14 protein-coding genes and 1 tRNA gene are annotated in these 18228 nt (G+C 39.5%); 5 read left to right on the plus strand and 10 right to left on the minus strand.

The features are described from left to right. The first annotated feature begins 107 nt into the window (after positions 1–107). Positions 108–320: a hypothetical protein gene (locus ACYIAR_RS12195; RefSeq protein ID WP_480329825.1), complete on the plus strand. Its 213-nt coding sequence runs from the start codon at positions 108–110 to the stop codon at positions 318–320. A gap of 4 nt (positions 321–324) precedes the next feature. On the opposite strand, the gene ACYIAR_RS12200 is transcribed toward ACYIAR_RS12195, so the two are convergent. From ACYIAR_RS12200 to mltG, 6 genes are all read right to left on the minus strand, one after another. Beyond that, positions 325–1968 (minus strand): RluA family pseudouridine synthase, encoded by a 1644-nt coding sequence (locus ACYIAR_RS12200; protein ID WP_480329826.1) that lies wholly within the window; start codon positions 1966–1968, stop codon positions 325–327. A 99-nt stretch (positions 1969–2067) separates the two neighbouring features. Then, positions 2068–2853: a 4Fe-4S binding protein gene (locus ACYIAR_RS12205; protein WP_480329827.1), complete on the minus strand. Its 786-nt coding sequence runs from the start codon at positions 2851–2853 to the stop codon at positions 2068–2070. Positions 2854–3018: 165 nt separating this feature from the next. Next, positions 3019–3531, minus strand: a complete 513-nt coding sequence (locus tag ACYIAR_RS12210) for a TlpA family protein disulfide reductase (protein WP_480329828.1) — start codon at positions 3529–3531, stop codon at positions 3019–3021. 307 nt (positions 3532–3838) lie between these two features. Further along, positions 3839–4423 carry an indolepyruvate oxidoreductase subunit beta gene (locus ACYIAR_RS12215; RefSeq protein ID WP_480329829.1) on the minus strand — a complete coding sequence of 195 codons (585 nt, stop codon included), beginning with the start codon at positions 4421–4423 and terminating at the stop codon, positions 3839–3841. Continuing rightward, entirely contained in the window at positions 4420–6018 is a 1599-nt protein-coding gene (locus tag ACYIAR_RS12220) for a thiamine pyrophosphate-dependent enzyme (protein WP_480329830.1), read from the minus strand. Before ACYIAR_RS12220 ends, ACYIAR_RS12215 begins: the two co-directional genes overlap by 4 nt. 182 nt (positions 6019–6200) lie before the next feature. Then, a complete protein-coding gene (gene mltG, locus ACYIAR_RS12225; RefSeq protein WP_480329831.1) occupies positions 6201–7241 on the minus strand; it encodes an endolytic transglycosylase MltG in 1041 nt (346 codons plus the stop codon). A gap of 135 nt (positions 7242–7376) precedes the next feature. Between mltG and ACYIAR_RS12230 the strand changes: the two genes are divergently transcribed. Continuing rightward, positions 7377–7463: transfer RNA gene (locus ACYIAR_RS12230), tRNA-Ser, on the plus strand. A 268-nt stretch (positions 7464–7731) separates the two neighbouring features. Here the strand turns inward: ACYIAR_RS12230 and ACYIAR_RS12235 are convergent. Continuing rightward, positions 7732–8238 (minus strand): hypothetical protein, encoded by a 507-nt coding sequence (locus ACYIAR_RS12235; RefSeq protein WP_480329832.1) that lies wholly within the window; start codon positions 8236–8238, stop codon positions 7732–7734. A gap of 465 nt (positions 8239–8703) precedes the next feature. Between ACYIAR_RS12235 and ACYIAR_RS12240 the strand changes: the two genes are divergently transcribed. Next, positions 8704–11937, plus strand: a complete 3234-nt coding sequence (locus tag ACYIAR_RS12240) for a S41 family peptidase (protein WP_480329833.1) — start codon at positions 8704–8706, stop codon at positions 11935–11937. Positions 11938–12105: 168 nt separating this feature from the next. On the opposite strand, the gene ACYIAR_RS12245 is transcribed toward ACYIAR_RS12240, so the two are convergent. Together ACYIAR_RS12245 and rbsK are read right to left on the minus strand one after the other, a co-directional pair. Continuing rightward, entirely contained in the window at positions 12106–13590 is a 1485-nt protein-coding gene (locus tag ACYIAR_RS12245; protein WP_480333643.1) for an ADP-ribosylglycohydrolase family protein, read from the minus strand. Between the two features lie 66 nt (positions 13591–13656). Beyond that, complete coding sequence (rbsK, locus tag ACYIAR_RS12250) at positions 13657–14586, minus strand: ribokinase (RefSeq protein WP_480329834.1); 930 nt, start codon at positions 14584–14586, stop codon at positions 13657–13659. A 662-nt stretch (positions 14587–15248) separates the two neighbouring features. On the opposite strand from rbsK, the gene ACYIAR_RS12255 reads away from it, so the two are divergent. Together ACYIAR_RS12255 and ACYIAR_RS12260 are read left to right on the plus strand one after the other, a co-directional pair. After that, the gene (locus tag ACYIAR_RS12255) at positions 15249–16283 is read left to right on the plus strand and encodes a DUF4373 domain-containing protein (RefSeq protein ID WP_480329835.1); all 1035 of its coding nucleotides are present in this window, start codon (positions 15249–15251) and stop codon (positions 16281–16283) included. Positions 16284–16288: 5 nt separating this feature from the next. Beyond that, the gene (locus ACYIAR_RS12260; protein ID WP_480329836.1) at positions 16289–17209 is read left to right on the plus strand and encodes a PGN_0703 family putative restriction endonuclease; all 921 of its coding nucleotides are present in this window, start codon (positions 16289–16291) and stop codon (positions 17207–17209) included. 212 nt (positions 17210–17421) lie between these two features. On the opposite strand, the gene ACYIAR_RS12265 is transcribed toward ACYIAR_RS12260, so the two are convergent. Next, positions 17422–18198: a hypothetical protein gene (locus tag ACYIAR_RS12265; protein ID WP_480329837.1), complete on the minus strand. Its 777-nt coding sequence runs from the start codon at positions 18196–18198 to the stop codon at positions 17422–17424. Positions 18199–18228: the final 30 nt, after the last annotated feature.

Below are 18228 nucleotides of genomic sequence, written 5' to 3' on the forward strand. Positions count from 1 at the left end.
TGGGGTTGGGGAGTTAAGAAGTCAAGGAGCCAACTCGTCAACTAAAACCAAATCTTGCAAAAACTAAGTATTTTATTCTTATATTCGCCTCCACAAACATTTAGCTTATGAGAAAAAAACTATGCCCTCAATGTAAAATCGCATCTATGTATGTGAAGAATGCGGAAGGTGAGCGTCTTCTTGTTTATGTGATGACAGACGGAAGTGTTGTTCCCAAGAATCCGGACGCAGATACTGCCGGTTTTGATATGACTGAGGTTTATTGCCTTGGCTGCTCCTGGCATGGCTCTCCGGCAAGGATGCTTGGCAAGGAGTACTGATTTGTCAGAAATCAGGCTTGCAGGTTATTGATATGAGTTTGTTTGTCGCAGGATGAACAAACTCTATACTTTCTGCATGAAGATATAATCTTTCTGCTTTTTTCCCATATAGTTCGTCGCCAAGTATAGGAGTGTTCAAACCTTTTTCGTGTGCTGAATGAACACGCAACTGGTGAGTTCTGCCCGTATGCGGATAAAAGGCTATTCGGGTAATTTTTCTTTCGGCATCTGTATTTATCACTTCGAATGATGTGAGAGCCGGTTTCCCGTATTCGAAATTTACAGTCTGTCTTGGGCGGTCGTCTGGATTTGGGCAAATAGGGAGATTTATTTCTCCTTTGTCTCCGTCAATCAGTCCGTCCAGCAGGGCAATATATTTTTTCTTTATATTTCTGTTCTTGAACTGAGCTTGCAAATGCTGGTGCACTTCCTTTGTTTTTGCAATCAGAAGTATTCCGGATGTTGCCATATCCAGACGGTGAACAATCATCGGTCCTGTAGCATCGGGATATTGCTTTTGTGCCCATGTCTGCACAGATTCGTTTCCGGATTTTCCCGGAACAGAAAGGACTCCTTCCGGCTTGTTTACAGCCACAATCCATTCGTCCTCAAATAGAATCTCAGGTTTGAAATCTTCCGATATATTACGTTCCACAGGATTATCCTCAACATCCAATCCCTGAAGCATATGTCCCAATATAGGTTCACATTTATGCTTGCACGAAGGATAAAAATAACCATGTCTGCGGATTTCGTTTTTTGGAGAATTTCCCCACCAGAATTCTGCCATTGCTATTGGTGCGAGTCCGTTGGCAAAAGCATACTGAAGCATCTTTGGAGCAGCACATTCGCCGGCTCCGGCAGGAGGGACAAGCTGCGGTGTTGAGGCAAAAATCTCACATAAATCTTTCACCTCGCCTTTGGCATTGAGCATACGGAAAGAAGAAAAAAGCTTTTTCTGCAACACAGCAGAGCGGCGTTTCCTCTCTTCTTTCCATTTGCTTATTTGCGAATCTAATATTTCTTTCTTTTCTGTAAGAGCAGATATTTTCTGTTTCCAGTCTTTTTCCACCCTTTTATATTCTGCTTTCTGAAACTGGCTTTCTCTGATAAGCTGTTTTTCTTCCTCGTCTGTCAGAGAGCTTTTCCTCATCTCGTCTCTCTTCTCTTTCGATTCTTTCATCTGCTGCTTGAGGTTGCTGAGCTGAATTTCTGCTTCAGTTCTGCAAGTCTCGATACTTTTGCATATTTCCTTATATTCCTCACCTTCCAGTGTGTTGGATATATTATGGTTAATTGCAGTAATTTCAGCTTCTTCGGAAACAAAATATCCGTCCGGAGAAAGAAGGTCATAAACAGGAGGAACAAAATATTCCCATTTGTTATAGCCACAAATGTTTCCTGAATAGGCAGAAACAAAACCGATATTTCCTGATGAATCTTCCACAATCAGAACTCCGAACATCTTGCCCTTATCAAGCTCTTCTTTCCAACTGGAATCAGAGTTCACTTTTTCCTTCAAATAAATTTGCACCTGCTCAGACGCTTTGATGCAAAGCGGGTGAGGAGTGTAGTTGAACGGGAAAGTGAATTTCTCGGGCAAAATGCTTTTATCAGGTATGTTCAGTTTGTGAAGATGTTCAGTCATTGAAATTGAAAATTGAAAGTTGAAAGTTGACGAGTTGACAAGGCTACAGGAAACAAGTATTATCTACTTAACTACTTGACTCCTCAACTTCTCAATTCCTCAAATAAAAACCTCCGGTTCCTTTCTCGCACTAAAATTCTCAAACAGCATCTTCGTGTATGGAGTGTCGAATGTAAGAGCTTCAACTGGACATTCCTTTACACAAGCGCAGCATTTTGTACATTTGTCAGCATCGCTGTATATCATCATTCCATGCAGAGACATTGCACCTGTAGGACAAACTTTTATACAGTGGCCACACTTGATGCAAACAGACTGGTTTGTGACCGGTGCCTGAGGTGTTGACGGACGCAACTCCTTATACGGACGATTTCCACGAACTTCCAGCGGTTCGATATCTTCTACAGTTTCAATATCGTGAAGTTTGCTCAATGCTTTTTCTCCAAATTTCATGGCAATTTCGTGGTCTTTGTCGTCAGGACGACCTTCTGCAATAGGGAAGCCAGGTCGGCTGAACGAATGTTCGCCGATAAATGCTCCGGCAGCAATTGGCAAGAAGCCTTGTTCTTTCATCAAGTCACACAGTTCAAGAAGAGCATCTTCATAATCTCTGTTGCCATATAGGACAACCGGAATAACCGGACAGCCTGTTCCTTTGAACATCTTAAGTCTGTCAATTGCAATTTTAGGCAATCTGCCACCATATACCGGTGCTGCAACAATTACAAGTTCGTCTTCAATTACTTCTTCTTTTTCCGGCATTTTGCAGGTAATATCTGTTTCGTGATATACCTGAGCTTTCATTCCTTCCACAATAGCATGAGCAATGCGTGCTGAAGTGTGGGTTGGGGAATAGTATATTACGTGGATGTTTTTGTAATGCATATGTTTTGAGTTTGTTAGTTTATTAGTTTATTAGTTGACGAGTTAACAAGTTGACAAGACTACAGAAAACAAGTTAAATTGAAAATTGAAAGTAGAAGAGTTAACAAGGCAACAGGATTTCAGAAATTCCTTCTTGACTACTTAACTCCTTGACTTCTTAACTTCTTATTCCCCCAACGCCTTATCAATCGCCTTCACCAGCTCCTTATAATCCTCTTCCTTAAACCCTTTTCCGGCATACACCACCTTTCCTGATTTGTCAATCAGATAGCAGCGAGGAATAAGATTCTCGGCAAAAGAGTTATAAATCATACGGTTCTTGTCAGGATAAAGAGGGAAAGTAAATCCTTTCTTCTGATTATATTTCTGTAAGTCAGCCGAGCTGTGCTCTCTGCCAATCACCACAAGGGCAAAATCTTTGTTGTCCTTATATTTTGGCCATAAATCCTTCTGATATTCGGCAAGTTCTTTCTGGCATGGCGGACACCATGTGGCGAAGAATGTAATCAGTGTTACTTTGCCCTTATACTTATCCGACGATATTTTTGTGCCGTTATCTTCTGTGATAGTGAAAGAAGGAACATTGTCGCCAACATTCACTTTGTCACCTTTTTCGGCATACGTCAGGTTGCTTATTGAAAACAAGGCGATAAGGGCCATAATCAGTTTCTTTCTCATATTGATGATATTAAAGTTATGATACAAATATAGTGAAAGGCGAGTGCAGAGCAAAATAAAAAACTTGTTTTTGATTTTGATATGCCGAGCCGCATCCTATATTATCTGAATTCAATCATTAATTAAAGTTTCGCAAGCCGGATTTCAATTTAACAAGTTGACAACAGAAAAAAATAAACACAGAGGCACAAAGTTACAGAGGTAATAAATTGATTATAAATTTAATAAAAGTCTCTGTATTCTACGTGTCTCTGTGTTTCTGTATTCGTGTCAGAAAATATTTTCTAACGCATTGCCGAAACAGTATTTACTGTTTTTTGTTCTGTGCCATCTCATATCCGGCTTTCAGAGCCTTAAGATTGAGATTTACAACTTCTTCACCTTTGCGTGCAAAAATACTCTTAACACCTTCTGCTATTTTGTCAAATTCAATTCCGATAAAAGGAGCGGCAGCGCCAAGCATCACAATGTTTGAAGCTCTTGCAGAACCCGCATCTTTGGCAATAGCCTCAACGTCGAGTACAACCTTGTTAGGAAGTGCATCCAAGGCTTCATTCACTTTTTCAATTTCCGGATAATTAGGAATGTTAATGAACGGCTGTGAATTTGTAACCAACCATCCGTCTTTCTTCAGATAAGGAAGATATCTTAGACTTTCCATAGGTTCGAGCGAGATAATAAGGTCTGCCTGTCCCAGTGGAATCAAGTCAGAAGCAATAGGCTTGTCCGAAAGGCGCAGATTTGACTGCACGTCACCACCGCGCTGGCTCATTCCGTGAACTTCAGCCTGTTTCATATATAGTCCTTCTTCAAGGGCAGCCTGTCCGATAACAGCTGCTATGGAAAGGATTCCCTGTCCTCCAACACCTGATAATATTATGTCTGTTTTCATTTCTTACTAGCTCTTTTCTTTCTGGTTAACGTTTGAATACATTCGCGGCGCGGGATAATCACAGAAACACCATGATAATTGATTTCCTCGCGTATGATTTGCTTCATCTCCTCGTAGTTCTTCTTTAGAGGAATCATCACTCTGATATGTTCAGGAGCCACACCTATTCCGGCACAAATAGCTTCCAGTCTTCCTGTTCCGGCAGAATCCTGTCCTCCGGTCATTGCTGTAGTTTCGTTGTCGGAGATGATGATTGTGATATTAGTGTTTTCGTTCACACAGTCAAGCAATCCTGTCATTCCGGAATGAGTGAAAGTTGAGTCGCCAATCACTGATACAGCCGGATAAACTCCTGCATCCGAAGCACCTTTAGCCATAGTGATAGAAGCACCCATATCAATACATGAGTCAATTGCACGGAATGGAGGCAAAGCACCCAAAGTGTAACAGCCGATATCGCCAAACACTTTCGGATCTTCATATTCGGCAAGCACATCGTTCAGAGCCTGATAAACATCTCGGTGACCGCAACCCTGGCACAATGCAGGCGGACGCTGCTCAACAACTTCCGGAGTTGCATAATATTGTGTGATTTCTTTTCCCAAAGCCTTGCCTACTGCATCCGGAGTCAGCTCGCCGTCGCGCTGCAAAGTTCCGTCAAGTCTGCCGTGGATTGTTTTTCCACCGTTGAGGATTCCTTTCAGCTGAGCTTCCAATACTGGATAACCTTCTTCAAGCACAAGGATTTCGTCGCATTCATCAAAAAGTTTCTGTATTTTATTGACTGGCGCAGGATATTGTGTGATTTTCAACACAGGATATTCAAAGCCATCAGGATAATTTTCAGACAAATAGTTGAAAGCAATACCAGTTGTTATGATACCCATTTTCTTGTTAGGAGCATCAAAATACTGATTGAAGCGAGAATTTTCAGATTCATTCTCAAACACTTCCTGAGCAGCAATCAATGCTTTGTAGCGTTTACGAGCCAAAGCAGGCAAAAGGATGAAACGCTGTCTTGCATCAGGCAGACAGTTAGTCTTGTTTTCCGGTTTCGGTTCCTTAGTCTGAACTCCGGCACGTGAGTGAGCCATACGAGTAGTGATACGGATAAGAATAGGATAACCCAGTTTCTCTGACAATTCAAAACCCTCATAAACCATATCGTATGCTTCCTGCTGGCTTGATGGTTCAAGCACCGGAATCATGGCAAAATTACCATACATACGGTTGTCCTGCTCGTTTTGTGAAGAGTGCATCGACGGGTCGTCGGCAGTGATTATAATCATACCTCCGTTAACTCCGCTCATGGCAGCATTCATGAAACAGTCAGCAGCAACATTCATGCCGACATGCTTCATACAGCAAAGAGATCTCTTTCCGGCAAAACTCATACCCAAGGCAGCTTCCATAGCTGTCTTTTCGTTGGCACACCAGCGTGAGTGAATACCTTTTTCTTTTGCCACAGGCGAATTCTGGATGTATTCGGTTATTTCCGTAGATGGTGTTCCCGGATAAGCATATACACCGGAAAGTCCGGCATCAATTGCAGCTTGTGCAATAGCTTCGTCTCCGAGAAAAAGATGTTTTTCCATAAGTAATAATATCTTAATGTTAATAGAATTTGTTACTGAAATTTCTAATATGATGAGTTGACAAGTTAACAAGTTGACGAGGAGTATTCTTCTATCTTCTTGTCAACTTGTATCTGTAGCCTTGTTAACTATTACATTAGAATTTTCAAATGTACACTTTTTCTCGGAAAAAAGAAACGATTTTATTTAATCTTTCTTCTGTTTAGTTCAGCTTGATATTTTTTTGCGTTGCGGCTGTGTTCGGCAAGTGTCTTTGCGAAGTTGTGTCTTCCGGATAAATCTTCCTTTGCGCACATATATAAATAGGAATGTTTCTGATAGTTCAGAACAGCATCAAGACCTTTGATTGAAGGGATTCTCAGTGGTCCCGGTGGCAATCCCGTATGCTTGTATGTATTATATGGCGAATCAATTTCCAAATGCGAGAACAGAATCCTTTGCAGAGTGAAATCGCCCCATGCGAATTTCACGGTCGGATCTGCCTGCAGTGGAATATTTCTTTTAAGGCGGTTGATGTAAAGGCCGGCAACAACCGGATATTCATCGTAAGCGGCAGTTTCCTCTTCCACTATGGATGCAAGAATAGCCACTTCCACCGGAGACATACCAATTTCTTTTGCCTTTGCTTTTCTGCTGTCGTTCCAGAATCTGTCATATTCCTTTTTCATGCGGTTCATGAAATTCTTTGCCGAAGTATTCCAATATACCTCATAAGTATTAGGTATGAACATAGTCGATATTGTTTCAGTGTTGAAACCCATAGATGCGCACCACACCGAATCGTTCAGGAAACCCTCAAGTTCGCCGGCAGTCAGCATCAGCCTTTTGTCCAAAGCCTCTATCAGATTATCCTTAGTCCTGATATTATTGAACGTAACAGTTATTGCGTGCTGATGTCCGCTCCTTAAATCCCTTACTAGGGAAAGATTATCAACAGAAGGCTCAATAGCATAACAACCGGTTTTCATATTGTCCGGATATTTCAGGAGAGAAGCCACACGGCGGAATGATGCCACAGATTCGCAATTTGCCGAATCAGCTAATTGGCGGCATAATCCGTCGAAAGTCATTTCTTTATCAATATATATATATACTGTTTTATTGTTATTGAAATTAGGTGAATATGCGATATGATAGAAATAGCAACATATGGCAATAAGGGCAAAAAGGCATAAAGCAGATGCCGAAAGAATTATTCTTGTTGATTTTTTTAATTTTTGCATAAATATAAACGGTTGATTATCAGAAACCGCTGCAAAAATACTATCTTTTTTTGAAAGAAAAGTCACAAAAAGGTTTGTTTATTAAAAAATAACGTCTATCTTTGCATCGCAATTCAGAAGGATAGCCCATAATAAGGAAGTTTGGGTGAGTGGCTGAAACCAGCAGTTTGCTAAACTGCCGAACGGGTAACCGTTCCGGGGGTTCGAATCCCCCAGCTTCCGCACGAGACTAAAAGAAGGTATTCAATTAAACCTTCACTCAAAGAGTCAAAGCACCGTATAACAATCGATTACGGTGCTTTTTTCGTATATTTTTGTTTCAAAATGAAGACCATCCAGCATCGGTTGGCAGTCATATCTTGGTCAATTTCTGCTACAAATATTTTACTTACTTATTTTCAGTTTCAAAACTGAAATCGTTGCAGTCTGCAGAGTTATTCGCGCTGGCATCGCAAGAGCCGTTGCAGCTTGCACGGAATATTTTTGCATACTATTCTTTGGGAAGAAAACGCATGGGCATAAATAATTGAATATAACAATCGCTACCTGCAAAATTCGGATTAGAAAAAGTATCTATATAGGGAGAGAGGTCAAAACCGACAAATTCTTCTCCGAAATGATATATTGCAGCTTCGTATTTGAGGATTATCGGCTCCACTTTTTTATCAAAATGTACTCGGAATTCATATATTTTGCCATCTTTATCGAATAGGAAAACATATTGCACGGGTTTCAATAAAGTCATCTCTTCATCTGTCAGTCCAACAAAATATTTTTGAAATACAGCAGCCAATTGTTTCATCAATTCATTCTTCTTCACAATCTCATATTGAGTATCTTTATAATAAGTCTTTTCATTCAGCCGAAGAGAACGAACAGATGATTTCTGTTCCAAGTAAACACGACTCCCTGTATCTTTGGCCTCGAATTGCTGATAACTTTGGGCAAACAACGAGGTAGATACGAATAAACTGAGAAATAAAATAAAGGTTTTCATATCTATTTATTTTAGGTTTTTTGAGGTTTTATAGGCTTATCAAAAAACTTACGAAGAAGCTGTGGTGTGAAAGTGGTAAGGACTTTACCATCTATAGCAGGCCAATAAGAACAGAATTTAATTCTTGCCGTGTTTCGGTGATAAGCTACCTTCACATTTGTCTTTTTAATGTTGTGATATTCTAATAAATAACTGTTTGAAGATATTATTAGCGTTTGTAAAATTACAATTATTATCTTATTTCGCGAAACGTTAATAATTATATTCTTATCGTCTTTCCTTTTGATGTGCAAGTACGTTTTTTGCACTCCTTAATTTTCTAAGTTTCTGACTTGTCTTTTTCATATAATGTAAATTTAGGTACACCTGCAATTGGTTATCTTATATATTAAGAGGCTTGCACCCTTACAATTTTAAACATAAATGCATAATTTTGCTTGTATTAAAAGAGTAAATTTTGGAGTTATGAGAAAGGTATTTTGTTTTATGACATTTGTAGCAGGACTGAGTGCTTTTGTCCATGCGGATGAAGCACGGTTACTTCGTTTCCCTTCTACAAATGGAACAGATGTAGTGTTCACTTATGCAGGTGATTTGTATCGTGCTCCTTTGTCGGGTGGAGAGGCACAGCGTCTGACTTCTCACGTAGGATATGAAATTTTCCCTCACTATTCTCCTGACGGCAAATCTATTGCTTTTACAGGGCAGTATGATGGTAACACAGAGGTTTATCTGATTCCTTCCGGTGGTGGAGAACCGCAACGTCTGACTTATACCTCTACAAACAGTCGGGATGATTTGGGTGATCGTATGGGACCAAACAATATTGTCATGGCTTGGTCGCCCGACGGTAAAGAGATTGTTTACCGCAACCGCATAGGCGACGGATTTCAAGGAAAGCTTTGGCATGTAGGAAAGGATGGTGGAATGCCCGAAGCACTTCCATTGCCTGAAGGTGGTTTCTGTTCTTATTCCCCGGACGGGAAGAAGTTGGCATATAACCGTGTGTTCCGTGAATTCCGAAGCTGGAAATATTACCGTGGAGGAATGGCAGATGATATATGGATTTATGATACCGAAGCCAAGAAGGTGATAAATGTCACAAATAACGTGGCTCAGGATATTTTCCCGATGTGGATTGGAGATGAGATTTTCTTTGCGTCGGACCGCGACATGACGATGAATCTGTTTGTCTATAATACCAAGACCGGACAGACAGAAAAAGTTACGGATTATACGGATTACGACGTGAAGTTCCCTAGCTCAGACGGAAATACCATTGTATATGAACACGGCGGTTATATCTATCGTTTAGATCCAAAGACCCGCAAGTCGGAACAGATACATATCACCCTAAATGGCGAGAATGTGTATGCACGCACAGAGCAGAAACATGTTGCCGATGACTTGACGGCCATAAGTTTGTCTCCAAACGGAAAACGTCTGGCTGTCACTGCCCGTGGGGAAGTTTTCGACGTACCGGTTGCAAAAGGTGTCACACGCAATATCACACATACTCCTGGAGCTCATGAAAGAGATGCCGAATGGTCGGCAGACGGTAAATACATCGCTTACATTTCCGACCGTACCGGCGAAACCGAAATCTGGCTCGAGCCGGCAGAAGGAGGAGAGCCTGTCCAGCTGACCAAAGACAATGATACTTATATCCGTCAGTTGGAATGGAGTCCTGATAGCAAGACAATCTTATATACTGATCGTAAGAATCGTGTCGTCGTGGTAGATGTGTCTTCCAAAACAAAGAAAGTGTTGATGCAGAATCCTGAAGCTGAATTCAGGAATGTGTCTTTTTCTGCCGACAGCCAGTGGATTACATACACAAAACCTGCTTCGAATGATATGTCGGTAGTTTATATCTATAATTTAAAGTCGGGCAAGGAATATCCGGTAACTGAAAAATGGTATAACTCTTCCGGACCGGTATTCAGTTCTGATGGAAAATACTTGATATTCAGTTCTGATAGAGATTTCAATCCTGTTTACGGACGCTTGGAATGGAATCATGTCTATACTCGTATGGGAGGCATTTATCTGGTTCCTCTGGCTTTATCCACTCCGTCCCCATTCCTCTCAGAGGATGCTCTTGGATCAGATTCAAAGGATAATATCGCTGCCGACGCATCCGGCAAGAAGAAAGACGACAAAAAGGAAAATGCCGCGATGAAGATTGATACCGATGATATATATGCCCGGATTATCAAGCTTCCGTTAGAGGCGGATAACTATTATAATTTTTATTCGGACGGAAAGGCAGTCTGGTATCAAAGTAAAGGAGATATACATGCATTTAATCTGGACACCCAGAAGGATGAAGTAGTTGCGGAAAATGCAATACTGTCAGGAAATCCCACTTCGGACAATAATGTAATATGCTTACAGAACAACAAATGGTATGTGTCCAAACTCACAATGGGTAAACTTTCCTTTAATGACCCTGTGAACTTGTCCGATATGGTTGCCACCATAGATTACAGCCAGGAATGGGCACAGATTTTCGATGAGGCTTGGAGAGCCTATCGTGACGGATTCTATTTGGAGAATATGCACGGGATAGACTGGAAGGCAGTCAAAGCCAAATATCAGGTGCTGGTGCCGCATGCCAAAACACGTTTTGACCTGAATTATATTATCAGTGAAATGATTAGCGAATTGGCTTGTGGACATGCATATGTAAATCCAGGCGAATGTAAGCGCGCCGAACGTATTCCGATGGGATTGTTGGGAGCAGAGTTGAGTCGTGACAAGAGCGGATATTACCGCATCGACAAAATAATCCAGGGAGCACCATATAGCAAAAGTCTGCGCTCGCCTTTGACGGAAGTCGGCTTGAATATTCATGAAGGAGATTATATTACTGCTATCGACGGAGTTTCGGTTACAACAGTTGATAATATCTACAAGCTGCTGGTTGGAAAAGCAAATGTCCTGACCGAACTTACCATCAATACACAGGCAGCTAAAGGAGGACGTAAAGTGGTCGTTACCCCTACCGATAATGAATATCCGTTATACCATTACAATTGGGTGCAGAAAAATCTGAAACGTGTGGAAGAAGCAACGCAAGGCCGTGTGGGATATATCTATATTCCGGACATGGGACCTGAAGGTCTGAATGAATTTGCCCGTTACTTCTATCCTCAACTTGACAAGGAAGCATTGATTATTGACGACCGTGCCAACGGTGGTGGCAATGTCTCGCCGATGATAATCGAGCGTTTGCTCCGTAAGCCGTACCGTATGACCATGTATCGTAATTCGAGCAAAAACGGAACAATTCCCGATGCCACTCAATATGGCCCTAAGGTTCTGTTGATTAATAAATATTCTGCATCCGATGGCGACCTGTTCCCATGGAGTTTTAAGGCAAATAATCTTGGTACGGTCATTGGTACCCGTACTTGGGGTGGAATTGTAGGTATTAGCGGTTCGCTGCCTTATATGGACGGCACAGATATCCGTGTTCCTTTCTTTACCAATTATGATGCCAAGACCGGTCAGTGGATTGTCGAAAATCATGGAGTAGATCCGGATATCCTTATAGACAACGATCCGGTCAAGGAACAGATGGGTGAGGATGAACAACTGGAAAAAGCCATTCAAGTTGTTCTAGAACAGCTGAAAGACCGTAAGCCTCTTCCTAAGACTCCTGTTCCACGTACGTTCAAGGATTTAGGCTTATAATTTAATTTGCATTATAATTGAATATCATCGTGATTCAATGATATAGGATTAGAGGATATGTCGAAATTGGCATATCCTCTTACTATTACTGCAAGAAAAACTTGCAGCAATAGTAAATACATAAATGAATATATAACTTAACGAACGTGTCATTTCTTTTTGTAATAATCAACGTTCCCCATAAACCACCATCTCGCTCAAATTTATTGAAGCTCCCTTTTGTGGATTAAGCCATTTGAATGTCGCAGTATGTTTGCCTTCTGGCAACAAATATTTCCAGAACAACTCATGACGCCGTTTGGCGAATGACGCAGGAAGTTTTGCCTTCTCAGTTAATTCTCCGTCAATATACATCTCAACCTCTGCTACATAATTCTCGTCAGAAGAAGCAACACCTCCTTTGAACACAACACCGTTTCCTTCGAAAGACAATTCTCCGGCATCCTGAATCCCTTTATTTACAACTTGCTTTCCGGTTGGATACATTCCTTCAAATGATTTTTCGAATCTTACGGGAACAGGCTTCTGGTATTTTATCGTAACTTCGTTTTCTCCTATTTCCCCGCCATTTCTCTCAATCATTTGCAAAGCCTGGTTATAACTCATCTGATAAGTCTTGTTCAATGATATATCTGTATAGGCAAAATTCATATCCTCAACTTCTCTCAGATTCTTTTTCCAATACTCCGGAATGCTGTCATATCCAATAATCGTACCTAAAATACCAGCAGCAGATGCAGGATTGCAGTCGGAATCCTGTCCGCAGCGCGTGGAAATATCCATAGTCTTTTGGAAATCACCGTTGCCATACAGCAGTCCTATCAGGATATAAGCACTGTTGATAGTTGCGTCAATATTGAAAGGCACAAACACACCGTCCGGGCAACCAATGTCCGAACTCCACTTTTTCTCGCATTCAAACCAAGCCTGCTTCCAGTCCTCAGGATACTCTTTATGCCAGCGTATGACGTCGCTCATACATTTGTAATAGTTGCTTTCCTTAGGAATAGTTTTCAAAGCTTCGTTAACAATAAACTCAATATTATCGGAAACGAAAGCCAGAGAATACATTGCCCCTATATAAACTCCACCATACCAACCATCACCATAGTTCATTATATGTCCTATTTTATCCGACACCTCAGAGGCAGAATTAGGCATTCCCGGCGACATCAGACCGGCATAATCAGCCTCAATCTGATAATCCAAGTCGTCAGCATGAGGATTGTTCATCCAATTTCCGGACTCAGGAGGCATAATCCCGTTCAATATATTGTATCGTGCAGCCTGGTTGGCATGCCAAAGTGGATATCCGGCAGTTGCAAAAGCCACAGCAAAAGAATCTGTCGGGGCATCAAGTCCCAAGCGGTCGAACACATCAACGAAAGTCAGGTCCATATACACATCATCATATAAACCGGGAGAATTTTCATACCACCATTTGATATATCCGTCCGGCCACACGATAGGAACATATTCCTGAATCATTGTGCCGTTATATTTGAATTCCGTAGGTCCTCCAAACGTGCAGCCGATGGTCTGTCCAGCCCATCCACCTTTGATTTTGTCAAGAAGAGCTTCTTTTGAAATAGAATATTTCTCAGGAACAGGCTTGGAGTCTGCCTCCTTTTGTGCACACGACGGTATCAACATAGATGTCGTAAATAATAAAGTGTATTTCAAAAAATGTTTCATGGTATGATTTATGTTTTTAATAGTTCAACTTAAAATATCAACTTCACCCCGATAAGGCACTGACGACTGTGCGCCCTCACGGCAAACAGAAATAGCCGAAGCCTTGCAGCCGAATCTCACAGCATCCTCAAGTTGCCAACCTTCCGAAAGAGCAACAGCCAGAGCTCCGTTGAACACATCTCCGGCAGCCGTTGTGTCAACAGCCTTAACCTTATAAGCCGGTATAATTTTTTGTATCGTTTCGGAATATATAAGCGCCCCTTTCGAACCCAAAGTAATGATAACACAAGGAACACCCGATTTTGAAATAACCTTAGCAGCTTCAAAAGCAGAATCCTCGTCGGTGATTTTAACGCCGGAAATTATCTCAGCCTCAGTTTCGTTTGGAGTTATCATATATAAATTCTTGAGCAGGGCAGGAGAAAGGGCAGAAGCCGGAGCCGGATTCAGTATAACTTTCTTTCCCATCTCAGAAGCCTTGTGCGCTACATATTCAACAGTTTCCATAGGAATTTCCAATTGCATCAGAACAATGTCAGCCCGTTCAAAAGCCTCTTTAACCTTGTCGATATCCTCAGTTCTCAGATTACCGTTGGCACCCGAAGCCACTGCTATGCAATTTTCAGCATTTTCATCAACGGTAATAAGCGCCACACCCGAAGGATTTTCAGAGTCCGAAAACATATATGAAGAATCAATACCTTCCTTTTCGAATAATTCGCGCGACTGCTTTCCAAACATATCATTCCCGGTCTTGCAAATGAAAGAAACCTCTCCGCCAAGCCGTGCCACCGCAACTGCCTGATTCGCTCCTTTTCCTCCAGGATTCATAAGAAATGTTCCTCCCAGTATGGTCTCTCCCGGACGAGGCAATTTCTTCGTCTTTATTACCATATCTGTATTTGTGCTGCCAACTACTAAAATTTGTTGTTTTTTCGGGTTGTTATGATTCATGATTGAGTAAAATTGTTTTTTACAAAAATAGTGTTTTTCGGGAGATTTCGAAATTATATGATTGTGGCGTTTAATAAAAAATAACAGCTCCATGGCTGAAATACATCCGGAAGAAATTGTTTTTCTTCCGTAAGTAAACCAAATTGCTTTCGGAAGAAAATCTTGTCGGATTCGGAAGGAATTTTATATTCTTTATGAATACGTTTTATTCAGTAATTTAATCTGATAAAGATAATATATAAATGTTTCTATATCCAAATCAATCAAAAATATATATAGTCGTATGATGAAATATATACGGCCCCGTGATGAAATATATATTGCCCCATTTTATCGTGTAACTAGTCCTATTTCAGAAAATTTTTATTGATATTATTCTCATGCTTTCAACCTCTGTTTTGTTGTGGAATATGTTTGGAATAGTATTGTTTTTTATAATGAATTATTTGTAAAAGTATAATAAATTTATTATATTTGTGATAATAAAAACTTGATTTAATTTTAACTATATGAATGATTAGATGACTTTTTAAATATCATCAGCTTGTTTCGCAAGTGCAACTTGCTATCAGAAAGTTGAATTTGTGAAGCAGTAGTGATTTATAATAGAAAAATAAATGAAGTTAACCGTTGTATATTGTAATCTTAAAACATTAAATATTATGGCACGACCAATAAAAAAAGGACTGGATTATTTCCCTATGGATATTAATATCCTGCACAATGTAAAAATACGCCGAGCCTTAAGAAAATATGGTGAAAAAGGATTTATGGCATATATACATTTGCTGTGCGAAATCTATAACAATTCATATTTCCTGGAAATAGGAGATAATGAATTGTTCGAATTTGCCGACGTCTTTAATTTGAAAGATGAAGAAGCTGAACCGATGATTGATTACTTGGTAAAGATTAAACTCTTTGATGCTGAAATCTGGGAAAAATATCATGTACTGACGTCTCAAGAAATACAGAACCGCTATTTTTCTGCAAAATCAAAAAGCAATATCGACCTATCATCCTTACCTTATTTGCTTAATGCAGGAGTTATTTCGGAAGAAACCCAGGTTAATTCGGAAAAAATGCCACAAAGTAAAGGAAAGGAAAATAAAGTAAAGGAAAGAAAAGCAGAGGAAAAAAAAGAAAATAAAAATTTAATTGAGAGAGAGTGTGCGCGCGCGCACGAGGAAAATTCTTCTGAAAATTCTTCAAATAATGAAAATCCGGCAAGCGAAGTGTCTCTGCAACCGATTGACAAGCTCAATGCCATTGAAGCAAAGATGTACGGAAAGAGCAAGTATGAGAATTGGCGCCAGGAAATGCTGAAAGACAACGACTGGTTGAGCCATGTATGCCGTAGTAGCGGAAAAGGCACACGTGCGGTGGACAAACTGGAGCTTGTGATGAATATGTTCGAATCTCACATCATATCCGTCGGCGAAGAGCATACGCTGGAGAAAATCAACGATTACAAACGGCGTTTCATTTACTGGTGGCGAAGCGAGAAATTTGCACCGTATGAATCATTGGTTAACCGTTCGTCTGAGAATACAGGGAAATCCGGCAGAAAAGGCAAACTCGAATATAACGAGGAAACTATTGCGAGACTCAAACAAAGAAATCGTGAAATACAAAGAGAGAGAGAAGAACAGGAAAGAAGAAAACGTGAAAGAGAACAGAATTATATTTTACAGTGAATAAAATGGAAAAATACGGAAATCAATGTAAGAGTGACAACTCATTTACTAAAAAAGCAAGATTGCTTCAATCAATATATAGAGTCGAGATTGGAGAAAAAGAAGGTGTCGGACCAACAAAAAATTCCAAAAGGCTATATGGAAATATGATTACCGGAGGAGAAGTTTCCGGGAAAAATTTCCTGATGCAGGAGACTTTTGAATATGCCAGGAAAAGAGTGGAAAACAGAAAAGAATCTGAAACAATTGATGAGTTTCGTTTGTTTAACAACCTTCTGTCCAGTATGCCAATGGCTTTCAATCTGTTTCACCCTTTGATGCTTCTATTGGACGAAGAGCCGGAAAAAGTTTCATCCGCAATAAAGTCGGTGTTTAAGAATATTCCTATTAGCAATGTTATTGAAATAGGTCTGGAATTTATACCGACCCCAATAGATAAATACACAAAAGATAAGTCTGCAATGGACGCATTCATCAAATTTGTTGACGATAATGGTTGTGAGCAAATTATAGCCATTGAAACAAAATATACAGATGTGCTTGGAGTTAATGAAGCTCGTAATTCGCAGGAACAAAAACAAATGTTGCTCGAAACTGGCTTGTTCTGCTCGGAATTTGAAGAGTTGTTGAGCGAAAGAAAAGTAAAACTGACGCAGATTTACAGAAATATATTACTTACCGAAAAGTATAGAATTGTTGAAGGTCTGAAAGATTCTTATTCCGTAGTGATTGCACCAAAAGATCATCCGTCAACAGCTGAAGAAATAAAGTCAGTGTCGGATTATCTGAAACCGGAATATGCCTATAAACTAACTTCCATCACTCTTGAGGATTTTGTAAATGTGATGGTTCAAAACCTTCCAAAGCGTTACAGTCAGGTATATGAGAGGTTTTGGGATAGGTATTTGGGGTTTGGGAAGGTTTGATAATTTATTCCTTTTAATGTTTAATAAGGGTTGGAGTTATTATTAAATTCAGAAAACTTACAATTTGAAACTTATTGATTAATTTCAAATTGTAAGTTTTCTAAATTCAATATTTATTTTTGCAAAACCTTCCTGTAAAGTTAAAGGTCTTCAGCCAAAATTATGTTTGTTTTTTTATTAAAAAAGAGATAAGAACTTAGCTGTCTGATTTATTATGATATTGTAGGAATCTCATAACCAATCATAAATAAAGCAGCTTCAATTTCTCTCAAATTTTTAAACAATGAACTTTTATTTAATATTTCTTTTAGTAGCCAGTTTGCTTTAATATTAGTAATAATATATTGATACTTATGGCTTACGCTGCAATATGTAAATTTGAAAGTATTAGTATTGGGGTTACGATTTGATTTTGATTTTCCTGAAGTATAAGCAAATTTTAAATTTTCAGGAATAAAATCTAGTTTTTTTTCAATACAGAACTCCCTTACTAAATGGCATATGGCAGCTCCTACACGGCTATCATATATTATGAAATCAGGGATGTAGAGAGAATAAATTTTAGATAACCCTGTACTCATAAGAATATTATTATAATAGTTATGGCTATGAATCTCATCTTTACTAAGTTTTATTTTTGCTTCCTTTAATATTCCAATTAAGTCAGGTGTTTCAGTTATAATTTTTGTTTTATTTATTCCACCCCATTTAAGTATGTTTCTGCATATATTTTTACATTCAGTTTCGTTATTATTTTCTATACTTTTGGTTAATAAGTCACTCCATTGTTTTAATTCTTTATTGTTCTCATCAAGGTTTTTACCATTCCATTCATATTTTTCATAAGCCTCATATATGGATTTGAAGTTATATTCTTTTTTTGGTTTCTTTGTATTATAACTGTGGCTAAATCCACTAGTTAATTTCTCAATAAACCATTTAATGAAGCACTTAATATATTTATCTTCTAAGAATTCTTCTTTAGTCATGCTATTTAATATTTCAATTTAGATTAAAGA

Source organism: Parabacteroides sp. KHUB-01 (genome assembly GCF_056640935.1).

Excerpts from the sequence above, each read along its gene's own strand:
- ACYIAR_RS12195 (WP_480329825.1), top strand. The coding sequence starts at position 108 with ATGAGAAAAAAACTATGCCCTCAATGTAAAATCGCATCTATGTATGTG.
- ACYIAR_RS12200 (WP_480329826.1), bottom strand. The coding sequence starts at position 1,968 with ATGACTGAACATCTTCACAAACTGAACATACCTGATAAAAGCATTTTG.
- ACYIAR_RS12205 (WP_480329827.1), bottom strand. The coding sequence starts at position 2,853 with ATGCATTACAAAAACATCCACGTAATATACTATTCCCCAACCCACACT.
- ACYIAR_RS12210 (WP_480329828.1), bottom strand. The coding sequence starts at position 3,531 with ATGAGAAAGAAACTGATTATGGCCCTTATCGCCTTGTTTTCAATAAGC.
- ACYIAR_RS12215 (WP_480329829.1), bottom strand. The coding sequence starts at position 4,423 with ATGAAAACAGACATAATATTATCAGGTGTTGGAGGACAGGGAATCCTT.
- ACYIAR_RS12220 (WP_480329830.1), bottom strand. The coding sequence starts at position 6,018 with ATGGAAAAACATCTTTTTCTCGGAGACGAAGCTATTGCACAAGCTGCA.
- mltG (WP_480329831.1), bottom strand. The coding sequence starts at position 7,241 with ATGCAAAAATTAAAAAAATCAACAAGAATAATTCTTTCGGCATCTGCT.
- ACYIAR_RS12235 (WP_480329832.1), bottom strand. The coding sequence starts at position 8,238 with ATGAAAACCTTTATTTTATTTCTCAGTTTATTCGTATCTACCTCGTTG.
- ACYIAR_RS12240 (WP_480329833.1), top strand. The coding sequence starts at position 8,704 with ATGAGAAAGGTATTTTGTTTTATGACATTTGTAGCAGGACTGAGTGCT.
- ACYIAR_RS12245 (WP_480333643.1), bottom strand. The coding sequence starts at position 13,590 with ATGTTGATACCGTCGTGTGCACAAAAGGAGGCAGACTCCAAGCCTGTT.
- rbsK (WP_480329834.1), bottom strand. The coding sequence starts at position 14,586 with ATGAATCATAACAACCCGAAAAAACAACAAATTTTAGTAGTTGGCAGC.
- ACYIAR_RS12255 (WP_480329835.1), top strand. The coding sequence starts at position 15,249 with ATGGCACGACCAATAAAAAAAGGACTGGATTATTTCCCTATGGATATT.
- ACYIAR_RS12260 (WP_480329836.1), top strand. The coding sequence starts at position 16,289 with ATGGAAAAATACGGAAATCAATGTAAGAGTGACAACTCATTTACTAAA.
- ACYIAR_RS12265 (WP_480329837.1), bottom strand. The coding sequence starts at position 18,198 with ATGACTAAAGAAGAATTCTTAGAAGATAAATATATTAAGTGCTTCATT.